The 14,514-nt window shown below is 58.6% G+C and carries 11 protein-coding genes; 3 read left to right on the plus strand and 8 right to left on the minus strand.

Annotated features, from left to right (window positions below):
* The first annotated feature begins 170 nt into the window (after positions 1–170).
* Positions 171–1,385 carry an NADP-dependent isocitrate dehydrogenase gene (locus tag ACP15P_RS11235; RefSeq protein WP_424928552.1) on the plus strand — a complete coding sequence of 405 codons (1,215 nt, stop codon included), beginning with the start codon at positions 171–173 and terminating at the stop codon, positions 1,383–1,385.
* A 5-nt stretch (positions 1,386–1,390) separates the two neighbouring features.
* Positions 1,391–2,014, plus strand: a complete 624-nt coding sequence (locus tag ACP15P_RS11240; protein WP_424928553.1) for a YitT family protein — start codon at positions 1,391–1,393, stop codon at positions 2,012–2,014.
* Positions 2,015–2,133: 119 nt separating this feature from the next.
* On the opposite strand, the gene ACP15P_RS11245 is transcribed toward ACP15P_RS11240, so the two are convergent.
* From ACP15P_RS11245 to ACP15P_RS11270, 6 genes are all read right to left on the minus strand, one after another.
* Positions 2,134–2,337, minus strand: a complete 204-nt coding sequence (locus ACP15P_RS11245; RefSeq protein ID WP_424928554.1) for a CsbD family protein — start codon at positions 2,335–2,337, stop codon at positions 2,134–2,136.
* 105 nt (positions 2,338–2,442) lie between these two features.
* Positions 2,443–2,727: a DUF1330 domain-containing protein gene (locus tag ACP15P_RS11250; protein WP_424928555.1), complete on the minus strand. Its 285-nt coding sequence runs from the start codon at positions 2,725–2,727 to the stop codon at positions 2,443–2,445.
* Between the two features lie 23 nt (positions 2,728–2,750).
* Positions 2,751–5,405, minus strand: a complete 2,655-nt coding sequence (gene alaS, locus ACP15P_RS11255) for an alanine--tRNA ligase (RefSeq protein WP_424928556.1) — start codon at positions 5,403–5,405, stop codon at positions 2,751–2,753.
* A gap of 139 nt (positions 5,406–5,544) precedes the next feature.
* Entirely contained in the window at positions 5,545–6,570 is a 1,026-nt protein-coding gene (recA, locus tag ACP15P_RS11260; RefSeq protein WP_424928557.1) for a recombinase RecA, read from the minus strand.
* A gap of 203 nt (positions 6,571–6,773) precedes the next feature.
* Positions 6,774–9,032: an ATP-binding protein gene (locus ACP15P_RS11265; protein WP_424928558.1), complete on the minus strand. Its 2,259-nt coding sequence runs from the start codon at positions 9,030–9,032 to the stop codon at positions 6,774–6,776.
* 211 nt (positions 9,033–9,243) lie between these two features.
* Entirely contained in the window at positions 9,244–10,431 is a 1,188-nt protein-coding gene (locus ACP15P_RS11270; RefSeq protein WP_424928559.1) for an RsmB/NOP family class I SAM-dependent RNA methyltransferase, read from the minus strand.
* A 262-nt stretch (positions 10,432–10,693) separates the two neighbouring features.
* On the opposite strand from ACP15P_RS11270, the gene ACP15P_RS11275 reads away from it, so the two are divergent.
* Complete coding sequence (locus ACP15P_RS11275) at positions 10,694–13,300, plus strand: calcium-binding protein (RefSeq protein ID WP_424928560.1); 2,607 nt, start codon at positions 10,694–10,696, stop codon at positions 13,298–13,300.
* 79 nt (positions 13,301–13,379) lie between these two features.
* Here the strand turns inward: ACP15P_RS11275 and ACP15P_RS11280 are convergent, their stop codons facing one another.
* Together ACP15P_RS11280 and fdxA are read right to left on the minus strand one after the other, a co-directional pair.
* Positions 13,380–13,895 (minus strand): CarD family transcriptional regulator, encoded by a 516-nt coding sequence (locus ACP15P_RS11280; protein ID WP_424928561.1) that lies wholly within the window; start codon positions 13,893–13,895, stop codon positions 13,380–13,382.
* A gap of 268 nt (positions 13,896–14,163) precedes the next feature.
* Positions 14,164–14,502, minus strand: coding sequence for a ferredoxin FdxA (fdxA, locus tag ACP15P_RS11285; RefSeq protein WP_424928562.1), 339 nt, complete (start codon positions 14,500–14,502; stop codon positions 14,164–14,166).
* Positions 14,503–14,514: the final 12 nt, after the last annotated feature.

Genomic DNA, 14,514 nt, shown 5'->3' on the forward strand with positions numbered 1-14,514 from the left:
TGAACGCGCTTTACGATTGGTTTATCGGCGGGCGTTAGGTCGAAAAAGCCCGTCACAGACCGTTCCAATTTACTGTATACTTACGTATACACGACTTATATGCCGCAAATTACGCCTCCTGGAGGCCGACACTATCCTCAGTATCCTCAGCAGATTGTGAAAGGGTCCAAATGACCAAGATCAAAGTGGAGAACCCGGTTGTAGAACTGGACGGGGATGAAATGACCCGGATCATCTGGGATTTCATCAAACAGAAGCTGATCCTCCCCTATCTCGATATTGACCTTAAATACTATGATCTTGGCATTGAGGAGCGTGACCGGACGGACGACCAGATCACCGTCGATGCGGCCGAGGCGATCAAGCAGTACGGCGTTGGCGTCAAATGCGCGACCATCACCCCCGATGAGGCCCGCGTTGAGGAGTTTGGCCTCAAACGCATGTACCGCTCCCCGAACGGGACCATCCGCAACATCCTGGGCGGTGTGATCTTCCGCCAGCCGATTATCTGCTCGAACGTGCCGCGCCTTGTGCCTGGCTGGACCAAACCCATCGTGGTCGGCCGCCATGCGTTTGGCGATCAGTACCGCGCCACCGACTTCCGGTTCCCAGGCGCGGGCAAGCTGACAATCAAGTTTGTTGGGGAAGACGGCGAGACCATCGAGCGCGAGGTGTTCGACGCACCCTCATCCGGTGTCACCGTTGCAATGTACAACCTCGACGACTCGATCCGCGACTTTGCCCGGGCCTCGATGAATTACGGCCTTTCTCTCGGCTGGCCGGTGTACCTGTCCACCAAAAACACGATCATGAAAGCCTATGACGGCCAGTTCAAGGATCTGTTCCAGGAAGTGTTCGACACCGAGTTTGCCGACAAATTCAAGGAAGCCGGCATTACCTATGAACACCGCCTGATCGACGACATGGTTGCCTGTGCCATGAAGTGGAATGGTGGCTATGTCTGGGCCTGTAAGAACTATGACGGCGACGTGCAGTCAGACACGGTGGCCCAGGGCTTCGGTTCGCTGGGACTGATGACGTCCGTGCTGATGACACCGGACGGAAAAACCGTTGAGGCCGAGGCCGCGCACGGTACGGTGACGCGTCACTATCGTCAGCATCAGGCAGGGCATGAGACCTCCACCAACTCCATCGCCTCGATCTATGCCTGGACAGGCGGTCTGAAGCATCGCGCCAAGCTCGACGACAATGCGGAGCTTTTGAACTTTGCCGAAACCCTCGACAAGGTTGTGGTGGATACGGTCGAGAGCGGCTTCATGACCAAGGACCTCGCCCTGCTCGTCGGACCGGACCAGAAATGGCTGACCACGACCGGCTTCCTTGAGAAGATCGACGCCAACCTGCAAAAAGCACTGGGTGGCTGACCCGATTGGCCGAACAAACGGAAACAGCGCCCGAAGCGCCCCGCCACACCCTGTTTGAGGACGTTCAGGGCATTGTTTTCGGCACCGCCATGATGGCGGTCGGCCTCGGACTTCTCCAGCATCTGGGGCTTGTCACGGGCCAGACGGCCGGGCTGTCGCTGCTGATATCCAAATGGACCGGGCTTGGATTTGGCCCGGTCTTTTTCGTGATCAACCTGCCGTTTTACTGGTTTGGCTTCGTCCGCATGGGGCGCAGGTTCACGGTCAAGACTTTTGCCGCCGTCGGGCTCATGTCCTTTTTCTCCATGGTCCAACCCCATGTGCTGAATTTCGAGGGCGTGAACCCCTATGCGGGCGCGGTCATCGCCGGGATGATCCTCGCGGCGGGGCTGTTGGCGGTGTTTCGGCACGGGGCCAGCATGGGCGGTTTTGGTATCCTGGCCCTCTACTTTCAGGACCGGTTCGGCTTTCGCGCCGGATGGTTTCAGATGGCGGTGGATGCGATGGTGTTTGCCTTGGCGGCGATTACGATTTCGCCATTCACACTGCTGCTTTCAGTGATCGGGGCCGCAGTCATGAACGCCATCATAGGCATAAATCACAGACGCGACCGTTACGTGGCCATGTAAGGCCCCAGACATGAAACGGGGGCGGATCGGATGATCCACCCCCTATCACGTCGAGACAGGTTTCCACGTCGAGACAGGTTTCGATGTCCAAACGGGACTGTGCTTCAAGCCTTGGCGGCTTAGAGCGTGCCGAAGAACTGGTCGACTTCCTGCTTGGCTTCCTCTTTGGACTTGCCGTATTTCTGCTGGATAAGTCCCTCCAGCTGCTCACGGTTTCCCTGTGCCTGCTGAAGTTCATCGTCGGTCAGCTCGCCCCATTTCTCACGGGCCTTGCCACTCCACTCTTTCCAGTTGCCTTCGATGGTGTCGCTATTGATAGCCATTGTTATCGTCCTCCATTCGCTCGTTGCGTATGTCGGAACAACCACAGGACAGCGATAAAGTTCCAAAGGGCCGATCACGAAAAATGGACCGGATGCTGGCTTGAATCAGGCGCCTTCGACAACCATCAGATCGCGCACCGATGCGTCCCGCGCGAACTCCAGAGCCGCCTGGTAGGCGTCCGATCTGTAGCACGCCTCCGCATTCTCCAGCGTGGGAAACTCGATGACCACATTTCGGGCGCGCTCGTTGCCCTCAAGCTGAACAAAACGCCCGCCGCGTGCCAGGAATTTGCCGCCATGGGCCAGAATCGGCTCCGTCGCAGCCTTTGCATATTTGGCGTAGGACTCCTCGTCCATGACGTTGACATGCGCAATCCAGTAAGCCGGCATGGTGTTTCTCCCTGTTGCTGATTTTAGAGCAGAGCCCGTGCGGCCTCGATCGCTTCCGGGGCTTTGGATGCATCCTGTCCGCCACCCTGGGCCATGTCGGGTCGGCCGCCGCCGCCCTTGCCGCCGGTTGCACTGGCCGCCGCGCGCACGATGTCGACCGCGGAGACTTTTGATGTGAGGTCATCGGTCACACCAGCCGCAACAGCGACGCGGCCGTCGGTATCGGCGATGAGAAGGATCACACCGGAGCCGATTTTGGCTTTGTGTTCATCAATCAGACCCCGCAGATCCTTACCCGGAACCCCGCTGAGAACCTGGGCGAGGAATGCGGTGCCGTTGACGTCTTCCGGCTCCGACCCACCGGCGCCATCGCCGCCGGCCATGGCCAGTTTGCGGCGCAGGTCGGCAATTTCCTGGGTCTGGGAGCGGCGCTCATCCAGCAGCGCCCGCAAACGGCCCGTGATTTCGGCGGGCGGGGCTTTAAGAAGCCCGGCGGCCTCGTTCAGCACGGCCTCAGCCTGGGCCACGTGGTCAATGGCAGCAGAGCCCGTAACCGCCTCGATCCGGCGCACGCCACCGGAGGACGCGGCCTCGGAGAGCAGTTTGAACAGGCCAATCTCGCCCGTGCGGCCGACATGCGTGCCACCGCAGAGTTCGAGGGAATAGGTTCGGCCGTCCGAGCCGATGCCGCTACCATCCTGGGAACCCATGGAGACCACGCGGACCTCGTCGCCGTATTTCTCACCGAAGAGAGCGCGCGCGCCGAGTTTCTGGGCGTCGTTTGGTGTCATGATGCGGGTATTCACCTGGCCGTCCTGGCGGATGAAGGCGTTCACCTCCGCCTCAACCTGCGACAACTCGGCGGGCGTCATGGCTTTCGTATGGGTGAAGTCAAACCGAAGGCGGTCGGGCGCAACCAGTGAGCCCCGCTGTGCGACGTGGTCACCAAGCGCCTGCCGGAGCGCCTCATGCATGAGATGCGTGGCGGAGTGGTTGGCGCGGATCATCTGGCGCCGGTCATGGTCAACCATCAGCTGAGCGGAGCTGTCCGGCTTGACGCTGCCTTCGGTGACGGTGCCAATATGCACAAACACGCCGGCTTTTTTGCGCACGTCGGTTACTTCGACAAGGCCGCCTTCGACGCGGATGTTTCCCGTATCGCCGACCTGGCCGCCGGATTCGGCGTAAAACGGCGTCTGGTTCAGGACGATCTGGACGGGGGTGCCTGCCCCGGCCTCGGTGGTCTCCTTGCCGTCAACCACGAGGGCGGCGATCTGACCTTCCGCGGTTTCGGAATCATAGCCGAGGAACTCAGTTGGTCCTACGCGGTCGGCGATATCAAACCAGATTGTCTCGTCGGCGGTTTCTCCCGATCCGGCCCAGGCCGCACGGGCTTTCCGCTTCTGCTCGGCCATGGCGGTCTCAAAGCCCTCGACATCCACCGACCGGGATTTCTCGCGGAGGGCATCCTGGGTCAGGTCGAGTGGGAAGCCATAGGTGTCATAGAGGCGGAACGCGGTCTCGCCGGGCAGAACGGCGTCCTCCGGCAGACCGGCCAGTTCCTCGTCGAGCAGACGCAGACCCCGGTCCAGCGTGGTGCGGAAGCGGGTTTCCTCGGCCAGCAGAGTTTCCTCCACCAGGGCCTGGGCGCGCGAGAGTTCGGGGAATGCCGCACCCATCTGGGTCACCAGCGCGGGGACCAGGCGGTGCATGACGGGGTCCTTGGTGCCAAGCTGATGCGCGTGACGCATGGCGCGGCGCATGATGCGGCGCAGAACGTAGCCGCGGCCCTCATTGGAAGGCAGAACACCATCCGCGATCAGGAACGAGGTCGAGCGCAGATGGTCCGCGATGACGCGGTGATGAACATTGCCCGGGCCATCCGGATCAGCGTTAGTCACATGGGCCGATGCCTCGATCAGGGCGCGCATCAGGTCGGTGTCGTAGTTGTCATGCTTGCCCTGAAGCACTGCGCCGATGCGCTCGAGCCCCATGCCCGTGTCGATGGACGGCCGCGGCAGATCGGCGCGGGAGCCGTCAGCAAACTGCTCGAACTGCATGAACACAAGGTTCCAGATCTCGATGAACCGGTCGCCATCCTCATCCGGGCTGCCCGGAGGGCCGCCTGCGACGGAAGGTCCGTGATCGTAGAAGATTTCCGAACAGGGGCCACAGGGGCCGGTCGCACCCATGGACCAGAAATTGTCGTCGGTCGCGATGCGGATGATCTTCTCATCCGGCAGTCCGGCAACCTTTTTCCACAGATCCGCCGCCACGTCATCGTCGTGATAAACGGTGACGAGCAGCTTGTCTTTCGGCAGGCCGAATTCCTGGGTCAGGAGGTTCCAGGCGTAGGGAATGGCATTTTCCTTGAAGTAGTCTCCAAAGGAAAAGTTGCCCAGCATTTCGAAGAACGTGTGGTGACGTGCGGTATAGCCGACATTGTCGAGATCGTTGTGCTTGCCGCCGGCGCGCACGCATTTCTGGCTGGTTACAGCGGTGGAGTAGTCGCGACGCTCGATGCCGGTGAACAGGTTCTTGAACTGAACCATGCCGGCATTGACGAACATCAGGGTCGGGTCATTTCGCGGCACCAGCGAGGAACTGGGCAACGCCGCGTGGCCTTTGTCGCTGAAATAGTCGAGAAAAGTGGTACGAATATCGTTCAGGCTGGCCATATGATCCGGTTCCGCGACTTCAGGCCGGTCGATTATTTCAACCGGCCAGGATTGTTAGAGAACCGTTTGTTAGCCGCACAAATGGAAACTGTCCACGCCCGTCATCATGGAGGGCCGGATTCCGGCCCACCGGGAGGTGTCAGTCGTCCAGGACCTCACTGGTTTCGGCCTGGGTCATTTCGAAATCCAGGCCATGTGCGGCGCGGATTTTGTCCTCAATGGACCAGGCGATATCAGGGTTGTCCTTGAGGAAGTTTTTCGCGTTTTCGCGACCCTGCCCGATACGCTGATCGTCGAAAGAGTACCATGCACCGGATTTCTCAACCACACCCGCCTTGACGCCAAGGTCGATAAGCTCGCCACGTTTGGAGATGCCCTCGCCATACATGATGTCGAACTCGACCTGTTTGAACGGTGGCGCAACCTTGTTCTTGACGATTTTGACGCGGGTGGAATTGCCTACGACCTCGTCCCGGTCCTTGATTGCGCCGATGCGGCGGATGTCGAGGCGGACACTGGCGTAGAATTTCAGGGCGTTGCCGCCGGAGGTGGTTTCCGGGCTGCCGAACATCACGCCAATTTTCATGCGGATCTGGTTGATGAAGATCACCATGCAGTGGGAGCGGCTGATCGCGGAGGTCAGCTTGCGCATGGCCTGGCTCATCAGACGGGCCTGGGCACCGACCTGATGGTCGCCCATGTCGCCCTCAAGCTCATTCTTCGGCGTCAGCGCGGCCACGGAGTCCACAACCACAACCGACACGGCGCCTGAGCGTACAAGGGTTTCGGTGATCTCCAGCGCCTGCTCGCCCGTGTCGGGCTGGCTGATCAGCATGTCGTCGATATTGACGCCGAGCTTTTTGGCATAGACCGGGTCAAGTGCATGCTCCGCATCAACGAAGGCACATATGCCGCCGGTTTTCTGCTCCTCGGCGATAACGTGCAGGGCCAGGGTCGTTTTACCCGAGCTTTCCGGACCGTAGATCTCAATGATGCGCCCCTTGGGCAGACCGCCGATGCCAAGCGCCACGTCGAGGCCGATGGACCCGGTGGAGATTGCCTCCACATCCAGAGCCGGGGTCTGACCCAATCGCATAATTGAGCCTTTACCAAAGCTGCGCTCAATCTGCGATAGTGCGGATTCCAGCGCCTTCTGCTTGTCCATTCCACGCCTTTCGGAAAAATTCACAACTGGAGAATTCATTCTCGACCTCTTATTCCATAGATGCCGGTCCGCGGCAATCAGACAAATGTTCCATATTTGTTCCTTGACATAACATGAGACCAAAACAGGAACATTGCAATGGTAAACCGGTCGAAAATTAACCTTGTCTGATAAAGTTAACCGGGGGTTACCCCCGGCCACCATTACGCCTCAATGGCGTCTTTTACCCGTTCGGTGAGTTCAGTGAGCGTGAACGGCTTGGGCAGGAAGGTGGATTCCGGCACGCCCGCGTCACCGCCCACAAACACGTCTTCGGTATAGCCGGACATGAAGATCACCTTGCTGTCGGGCCGTGTTTTGATGGCCTCACGCACCCAGGCGGGACCATCGAGCCCCGGCATGATCACGTCCGAGAGCATGACATCCACGTGAAGGCTCTCATCCGACAGATGCTCCAAAGCCTCCTCGCCCGAAGCGGCCTCGATCACCGTGTATCCGCGAAGCTGAAGGGCACGCGCGGCGAAGGAACGCACGGCGTCCTCGTCCTCGACGAGCAGCACCATGCCACGGCCGGTCTGATCGCGGGTCTGTTTGTGCTCGATTTCCTCGACGACCTCCTCCTCGTCATGGTCATAGGCCGGGAGATAGATCGTGAAGGCCGCACCACCGCCCTCCGGGCTGGAGGCAAAGATGAAGCCGCCGGTCTGTTTGATGATGCCGTATGCAGTGGACAGCCCGAGCCCGGTGCCCTCTCCGACCTGTTTGGTAGTGTAAAACGGCTCGAAGATCTTGTTGAGCTTGTCCTCGGGGATACCCGTGCCGCTGTCGGCGACCTCAATGACCACGTAGTCGCCCTTGTAGACGACCGCGCGGTCGCGGTGCAAATCCTCGTCCAGGTGGACGTTTCGGCTCGTGATCTTGACCTCGCCGCCCTGCGGCATTGCATCGCGGGCGTTCACGACGAGGTTCATGATCACCTGTTCAAGCTGCCGCTGGTCCACGCGCACGGGGGCGAGATCCGAGCCGTGCTTCATGGTGAGCGTGACCTTTTCGCTCAGCAGACGATTGAGCAGGTGCGACAGTTCGGCCAGAGTGTCCTGAAGGTTCACAACCGTCGGGCGCAGGGTCTGCTTGCGTGAGAAGGCCAGCAGCTGCCGCACCAGGGCCGCGGCGCGGTTGGCGTTCTGCCGGATCTGCATGAGATCGCCATGTTCCACATCCGCCATATCGTGACGCATGAGAAGCAGGTCACAGTGGCCGTTGATGGCGGTCAGCAGGTTGTTGAAGTCATGGGCCACCCCGCCCGCAAGCTGGCCCACGGCCTGCATCTTCTGGCTCTGAACGAACTGGGCCTCAAGGGTTTTCAGCTCCGTCGCGTCGCTCAGCACAGCCATGACGGCGGGCTCGCCCTCGTGGAACGTGCGGGAAAAGGCGACCTGGAGGAATATCTCATGCCCATCAAGCCGACCACGCGCAACTTCGGAGCGTCCAATACCGAGGCCCCGCATGGTATCGGCCAGACGCTCGGGGATGGAGCGGCCCAAACCGTCGATCATAGAGGCAAGATTGCTGCCCGGCGCCGCGTCCACGCCCAGAAGCTGCCGCGCGGAGCGGTTGGCATATCCCAGCGTGCCGTCGGGTGAAAGACGCGCAAGCGCAACGGGAAGGTCCTCTAGGAACCGGTCAGGGGTCAGGCCCGAAATCTCGGTGCCGTCCAGTGGCACCATCAGAAAATCGCGCGTTCCGGAGACATCCGCCAACTGAACCATCCGCACGGCCATTCCCTGCTCGGCAAGAACATGAATGCCACCGGGTTCAAATGGTGGATCAGCCAGAAGGTCATTCAAAAGCCCGGTGGCGGAATCCAGCAGCCGTTCAGCCGCCGGGTTGTGCGCCACGATACGGTCATCAGCGTCGAGGCGAATCCAAGGTGTGGCAATTTTTGCGAAACTCTCATCGCCCGGCAGGCTCGCGACAATACGCTCCGCCCGCCACAGCAGCATGTCCTCACCAGCCCGCACCACGGAGATGCGCCGGTCGCCATTTGCGGATTTCTCCGACGCGGCCCCATTCGTGCCCGCCTCCATGGTGAGACGGTACATCGAGGCGCCGGGATCGCTCAGCCAGTCCTCCAGACGGCCGGCCGCCCTGGCTGACGGGTTCTCGCCAAGGAAATTTCCCGACAGATCGGTAAAATAAACCGGATCGATGTCGCCGTCATACCATTCCGCCCAAGCGGAAACGGCCGGGGCATCGGTTTCGTCAGCTTTCCTCGCCACATGCAGGACATAGGCACCAAAAATGGTCAGGGACACGGACAGGGCAAGAGGCACCGGTACCGGACCAGGCCAAAGCCCCGAAATGCACCCCAGTAATATGGCCATTCCCGTACAGATCAGCAGGTAGGCGTATCTTCGCTCCCCAGGCCGCGCGGATCCGTCGCTCGTCAGTGTTTGCGTCACGCAATTCTTCCAATGGATCAAGGCATTTACATTATATACACGTCTCACCAATCACAAACAGGGTTAATTCATCATTAACCGGCTGAAAAAATTACCTATTTTTTAAACTTTTGACCCGTGGGTGAAAATCGGCTGACCCATTGAAAAACAACCGGAAATTTAGTTCAGCACAACCTGAACACCCCAGGGTTCCCGCTGGCGAAGCCGCTTTTCAGGCCGGTGCGCGCAGGCGGGCGGCATAAAAACCGTCGCCGCCGTCGAGCGGGCTGAACCGCCGGTCGCCCTCACTTTGCCAATCCGGATGACGTGCCAGAAAAGCTTTAACCCTGTCCTCATTCTCGCATTTCAGCAGAGAGCAGGTGGCGTAGCAGATCAGACCACCGGGTCGGACATGAGCGGTTGCCGCATCCAGAATACTGTCCTGAAGCGGCGGGAATTCCGCGAGACGCTCCTCCGTCAACAGCCAGCGTCCGCCAGGTTTGCGCCGCCAGGCCCCGGTGCCGGAACAGGGCGCATCCACGAACACAAGATCACAGACAGGCCCCAGCGCCGCGCGTTCCTTATCGGTCAAAATCTCAACCGTGGCACCCGCCCGGCCCGCGCGGGCGGGAAGGTCGGTCATGCGGCGGGGAAAGGCGTCCCAGGCCATGAGGCGCCCCTCACCATGCATCGAACAGGCGAGCGAGAGGGATTTCCCTCCACCCCCTGCACAGTAGTCGAGCACGGTCATGCCCGGCTCCGCCCCGGCAAAATCGGAGGCAAGCTGGCTGGAGAGGTCCTGAAGCTCGACCATACCCTGGCTGTAGGCGCGACTGTTTTTCACAAGACGCGGGTTTTCCACCACCCGCAGGGCATTCGGCGCGTCCGGAAGCGGCTCCACATAGATCCCGTCACGGGCCAGGACCACGGTCGACGCCTTGATGCCGGTCTTGAGCGTATTGACCCGCAGATCCACAGGCGCGCGGGACTGCATGGCCTGCATGATCTCCTCGAGATCTCCGCCGAGGGAGACCTCAAGCTCGGGCAGCAGAAAATCCGGCACATCCAGCCGAATGGCGGTGGACGCGGAGGCAAGCGCATACGTCGGCTTCGGCATCTCATCTGGGCCAACCGGATCGGGACAGAACCGCTCGCCGGTAAAAAGCTCTTCAATATCAGAGCCTTTTTCCACCTCGGCCGCCAGAATGATGGCCCGTCCGGTATCGGCACCGCCCAGCCAGCCCAGAGACCGTCGCCGGCGAAGACCATCAAACACCAGATCGCGGATGGCGGCGCGATCCTTGGAGCCCGCAAAACGGCTGCCACGGGCCCAGCGTGTCAGTGCCCGTTCAGCGGGTTCTCCGGCAATAATCTCGTCTAGCAGCGCAATGGCGGCGGAAAGTCGGGCACCAGGAATCATGAAATTCCATTGCCCGCAAACGCCCCTGGGCGCAACCCAAAGCCCCCTTAGGGTGCCTCAAAAACACCTGCGTTAACCTCTCCAAGGGTGACAGATGCCGCAGCTTCGGTTAACCATGCCTTAATAATACTCTTGGGGGGAGATGCGATCGCTGCGAAGGTGATCGTAAAGGTTTTATTCAAACCCCAATAAAATTTGACTCAATCAACCCGGCATTTCCCGGGGCAAATCTTACACTTGTAACAATGAATGGCGCAGTATCATGTCCACATTTTCCCGCACCGCAGCTTCCACCAACAGCAACGATGTCATCAATGGCACAACCGGCAACGACACCCTGAAGGGCCTCGACGGCAACGACCGCCTGTTCGGCGACAGGGGGCGCGACCGCCTTCTGGGTGGGGACGGCAACGACACCCTGATCGGCGGAGGCGGGAACGACTACTTCAATGGCGGCCGCGGGTCAGACACCGCAGACTACTCGGACCAGTCCGTGGACACGAGAATTCACCTCGGCAGCGAATTCGCCCGCTTCATCAACCGCAGCTGGGCCGACGAGACACTCAAAAGCATCGAAAACATCGTCGCGGGCTCCGGCGATGACGACATCACCGGCAACGACGATGCCAACCTTCTGCAGGGCGGCGACGGTGACGACTACCTGAACGGCGGCAAGGGCAAGGACACCCTGGAAGGCGGCGCAGGCAACGACACCCTCGACGGCGGCGGCGGCACGGACCTGCTGGACGGCGGAGAGGGGTTTGATATCGCGGATTATTCGGGGCTAACGTCGGATGTGGATGTGGAGTTGTGGAGCTACTACAACGGCAATCATGGCAATATTATTTTTAAAGGGAAGTCCTGGGATCCGGAGACGCTGATTTCAATTGAAGGCATCCGGACGGGGTCCGGAGACGATCGCATCGATGCAGGATGGGACAATACCAATCATGTTGAGATTGATTCGGGGGCCGGTAACGACACCATATCCGGAAGCCAATATGATGATGTGATTTATGGCGGAGCCGGAAACGATCAGATTTACGGCAACGATGGAAGCGACACCCTTTACGGCGGCGATGGTGACGATGATTTTGGCTACGACGATGGCGGTGTTGACTTTTATGACGGTGGAAAAGGGGTCGATACAGTTGAATTTTCCATGTTTAGTTCACATGATTATTTCATTGAATACGGCGACTATTCTTACTCCGAACAAAAGTACGCTCTGACTGCCGGAATTCACGTCGATTTGTCCCTCGACAGTGACAATGTGCAGTATGTGGGCATCGAAAACCTTAGTGGCGCGGACGAATCCAACGAAACTCTGGTGAATGTCGAGAATGTAAAAACGAATTCTGGATACGATCGAATAGTTGGGTCAAACGCCTCCAACATACTTCGGGGTGGCGATGACAACGATACGCTTGATGGCGGCAAGGGGAGCGACAAACTTTATGGTGGATCAGGCAACGATATTCTCAAAGGTGGGGGCGGAACTGATTCACTATATGGCGGATACGGACTGGACATAGCTGATTATTCCACTGACAGGATTGATATTGTAGTCGACCTGGAAACGGGAACCACGGAATTTCCCACCAAAAATTGGAAATGGGAAAAGCTGTCCTCGATTGAGGGAGCGTTTACCGGTTCGGGTGACGACACCTTGCAGGGGAATGAAAAAGATAATTTCTTTGATGCTGGTCTTGGAACCGACGTAATTCGAGGCGGCTCCGGGAATGACACGGTCAGCTTCGATTCTCACACTGATGATGTAGAGATCAACATTCGTAACGGTTTCGCCGACGTGTCAGCGACCGGAGACGAAAACAAAGTGTATTCCATAGAAAATGCTATTGGAGGGGGCGGCGATGACAAGATTGTGGGAGATCGCAGCGCGAACCGACTCGACGGAAACGACGGAGACGATCTCGTAAAAGGCTTGGCTGGCGAGGATATCTTGGTTCTGTCACGAGGTGACGATACCATTCGAGGTGGCGCTGACCGGGACGTGCTTTTGGTAGACTTCGGAAAAGAGTTCAAAGCGAAAACGACTGTGCACAACTATTGGGACGACTATTACTCTGATTATTCGGTCACTTCGTCACTAGAAATTGAATTAAACGTAGATCTGAAAGACGGAATAGCAACGTTCAACCTGGATGGTGAGAATACAGCAAAGCTGAAAGGCATCGAGGTGGTCGCGGGGTCCAACGGCGCCGATACCATATCGGGGTCTGGCGATTCGGATGAGATCTGGGCGCGTGATGGCGCTGATCGTGTGCAAGGTCGCGGCGGTGATGACCTGATCGTGGGCGGCGGAATTGATTGGGAACCAGGCAAACCTCAAATCGAATTCGACGCATATTCAACCGCCGACGTGAATACCGACGAAGCATCATATGGTGGTGGCGGCAATGACACGATTTACGGCTCTGGAGTGCTGGATGGAGGCAACGGAGACGACAGACTGGTCGCCGTAAGCTGGTGGGGCACGAAAATGTACGGTGGAAACGGTGCCGACAAATTCGTGTTTGATAGTCGCACCGGTTACCATGACGATTATTATGGAACTTCGTACTCAATGTCCGGAACTGTGGCGGACTTCGATGCTGGAGAAGGCGATAAACTGCTCATCACTCTTCCAGAGTGGTTCTTTGAGTACAATGATGACCCGATTGAATTCGTAGGGAATAAAAAAGACGTGGGATATCGGGAGGTCGGGATTTTTCAGGAAAACGGCGACACAGTCGTACATTTCAATTCCGACGACTATTGGTACTTTGATCCCATGGAAAGCACCGTCGCAATCCGCCTCACCGACTACACCGGCGAATTGACCGAAAGCGACATCCTGTTCGTCTGATCGGCTCAGGCAACTCGCGAAACAAAAAAAGCCCCGGACCATCATGGTCCGGGGCTTTTTGTATTCGGGCAGACCCGAATCAGGCGGCAACGCGGCCGTCGAGTACGCTTCCGACCTGTTCCTGGGCCGCGACTTCCTCGACACCGTTCACGGCGGCGACCTCGCGGGTCAGGCGCTCGAGGGCGGCCTCATAGAGCTGACGCTCGGAATAGGACTGTTCGCGCTGATCGTCATTGCGGTGAAGGTCGCGGACGACCTCGGCGATGGAGATCAGGTCGCCGGAATTAATCTTCTGCTCATATTCCTGTGCGCGGCGGGACCACATGGCGCGTTTCACGCGGGCACGGCCCTTGAGCGTTGCGATGGCGCGCTCGACGATATCGGCGGAGGAGAGTGCCCGCATGCCAACGGCCGTGGCTTTCGCGGTCGGAACGCGCAGGGTCATTTTGTCTTTTTCGAACTGGATGACAAACATTTCCAGGGTAAGACCGGCAACCTCCTGCTCGTCGATTGACACGATCTGGCCCACACCATGGGCGGGGTAGACCACATACTCATTGGGGCTGAACTCAGCCGTCTTTTTTGACCTGCTCATATTGAGTGTCACATCCTTCTGACCAGCCAGGGTTGGTTCACCATCAGACAAAAAAAACCGCGCGATTGACGAGCAACCCCAGTTTCATTCGCCATTTGGCTTGTTTTCAAGCGCCGAAATGAGTCGGCACCGGCCCCTGGACCATTTGTACCCGCCTAGTATATCAGATTTTAACGGGATATGAAAGTGGTGTGACCAAAGCGGTTAAAAAAACGGCACAAACCGAACAAAACCGAAACCTGTTCTGCAAAAATGCAGGGTGGGCGGATTAACCGCCCTCGCCAGGTGCCTCGGAGAAGTATTTCTCCAGCTTGCCGGTTTCCCCGTCACGCTCCTGCGCTTCGGGCAGTTCATCTTTCTTGGTGATGATCACCGGCCACTGTTCGGAGTATTTGCGGTTGAACTCAACCCAGTTCTCCATGTCCGGCTCGGTATCCGGGCGGATGGCATCCGCGGGGCATTCCGGCTCACAGACGCCGCAATCGATGCATTCATCGGGATGGATCACCAGCATGTTCTCACCCTCGTAGAAACAGTCCACGGGGCACACCTCCACGCAGTCGGTGTATTTGCAGGCGATGCAGTTGTCGGTCACGACATAGGTCATTTGGGTCGCAGC

Source organism: Amaricoccus tamworthensis, assembly GCF_049800875.1.
Lineage (GTDB): Bacteria > Pseudomonadota > Alphaproteobacteria > Rhodobacterales > Rhodobacteraceae > Amaricoccus > Amaricoccus tamworthensis.

Bases quoted from the DNA above. Each gene is read 5' to 3' on its own strand.
- ACP15P_RS11250 (WP_424928555.1), bottom strand. From the start codon at position 2,727: ATGCCGGCTTACTGGATTGCGCATGTCAACGTCATGGACGAGGAGTCC.
- alaS (WP_424928556.1), bottom strand. From the start codon at position 5,405: ATGGCCAGCCTGAACGATATTCGTACCACTTTTCTCGACTATTTCAGC.
- fdxA (WP_424928562.1), bottom strand. From the start codon at position 14,502: ATGACCTATGTCGTGACCGACAACTGCATCGCCTGCAAATACACCGAC.
- ACP15P_RS11235 (WP_424928552.1), top strand. From the start codon at position 171: ATGACCAAGATCAAAGTGGAGAACCCGGTTGTAGAACTGGACGGGGAT.
- ACP15P_RS11270 (WP_424928559.1), bottom strand. From the start codon at position 10,431: ATGATTCCTGGTGCCCGACTTTCCGCCGCCATTGCGCTGCTAGACGAG.
- ACP15P_RS11275 (WP_424928560.1), top strand. From the start codon at position 10,694: ATGTCCACATTTTCCCGCACCGCAGCTTCCACCAACAGCAACGATGTC.
- ACP15P_RS11280 (WP_424928561.1), bottom strand. From the start codon at position 13,895: ATGAGCAGGTCAAAAAAGACGGCTGAGTTCAGCCCCAATGAGTATGTG.
- ACP15P_RS11245 (WP_424928554.1), bottom strand. From the start codon at position 2,337: ATGGCTATCAATAGCGACACCATCGAAGGCAACTGGAAAGAGTGGAGT.
- recA (WP_424928557.1), bottom strand. From the start codon at position 6,570: ATGGACAAGCAGAAGGCGCTGGAATCCGCACTATCGCAGATTGAGCGC.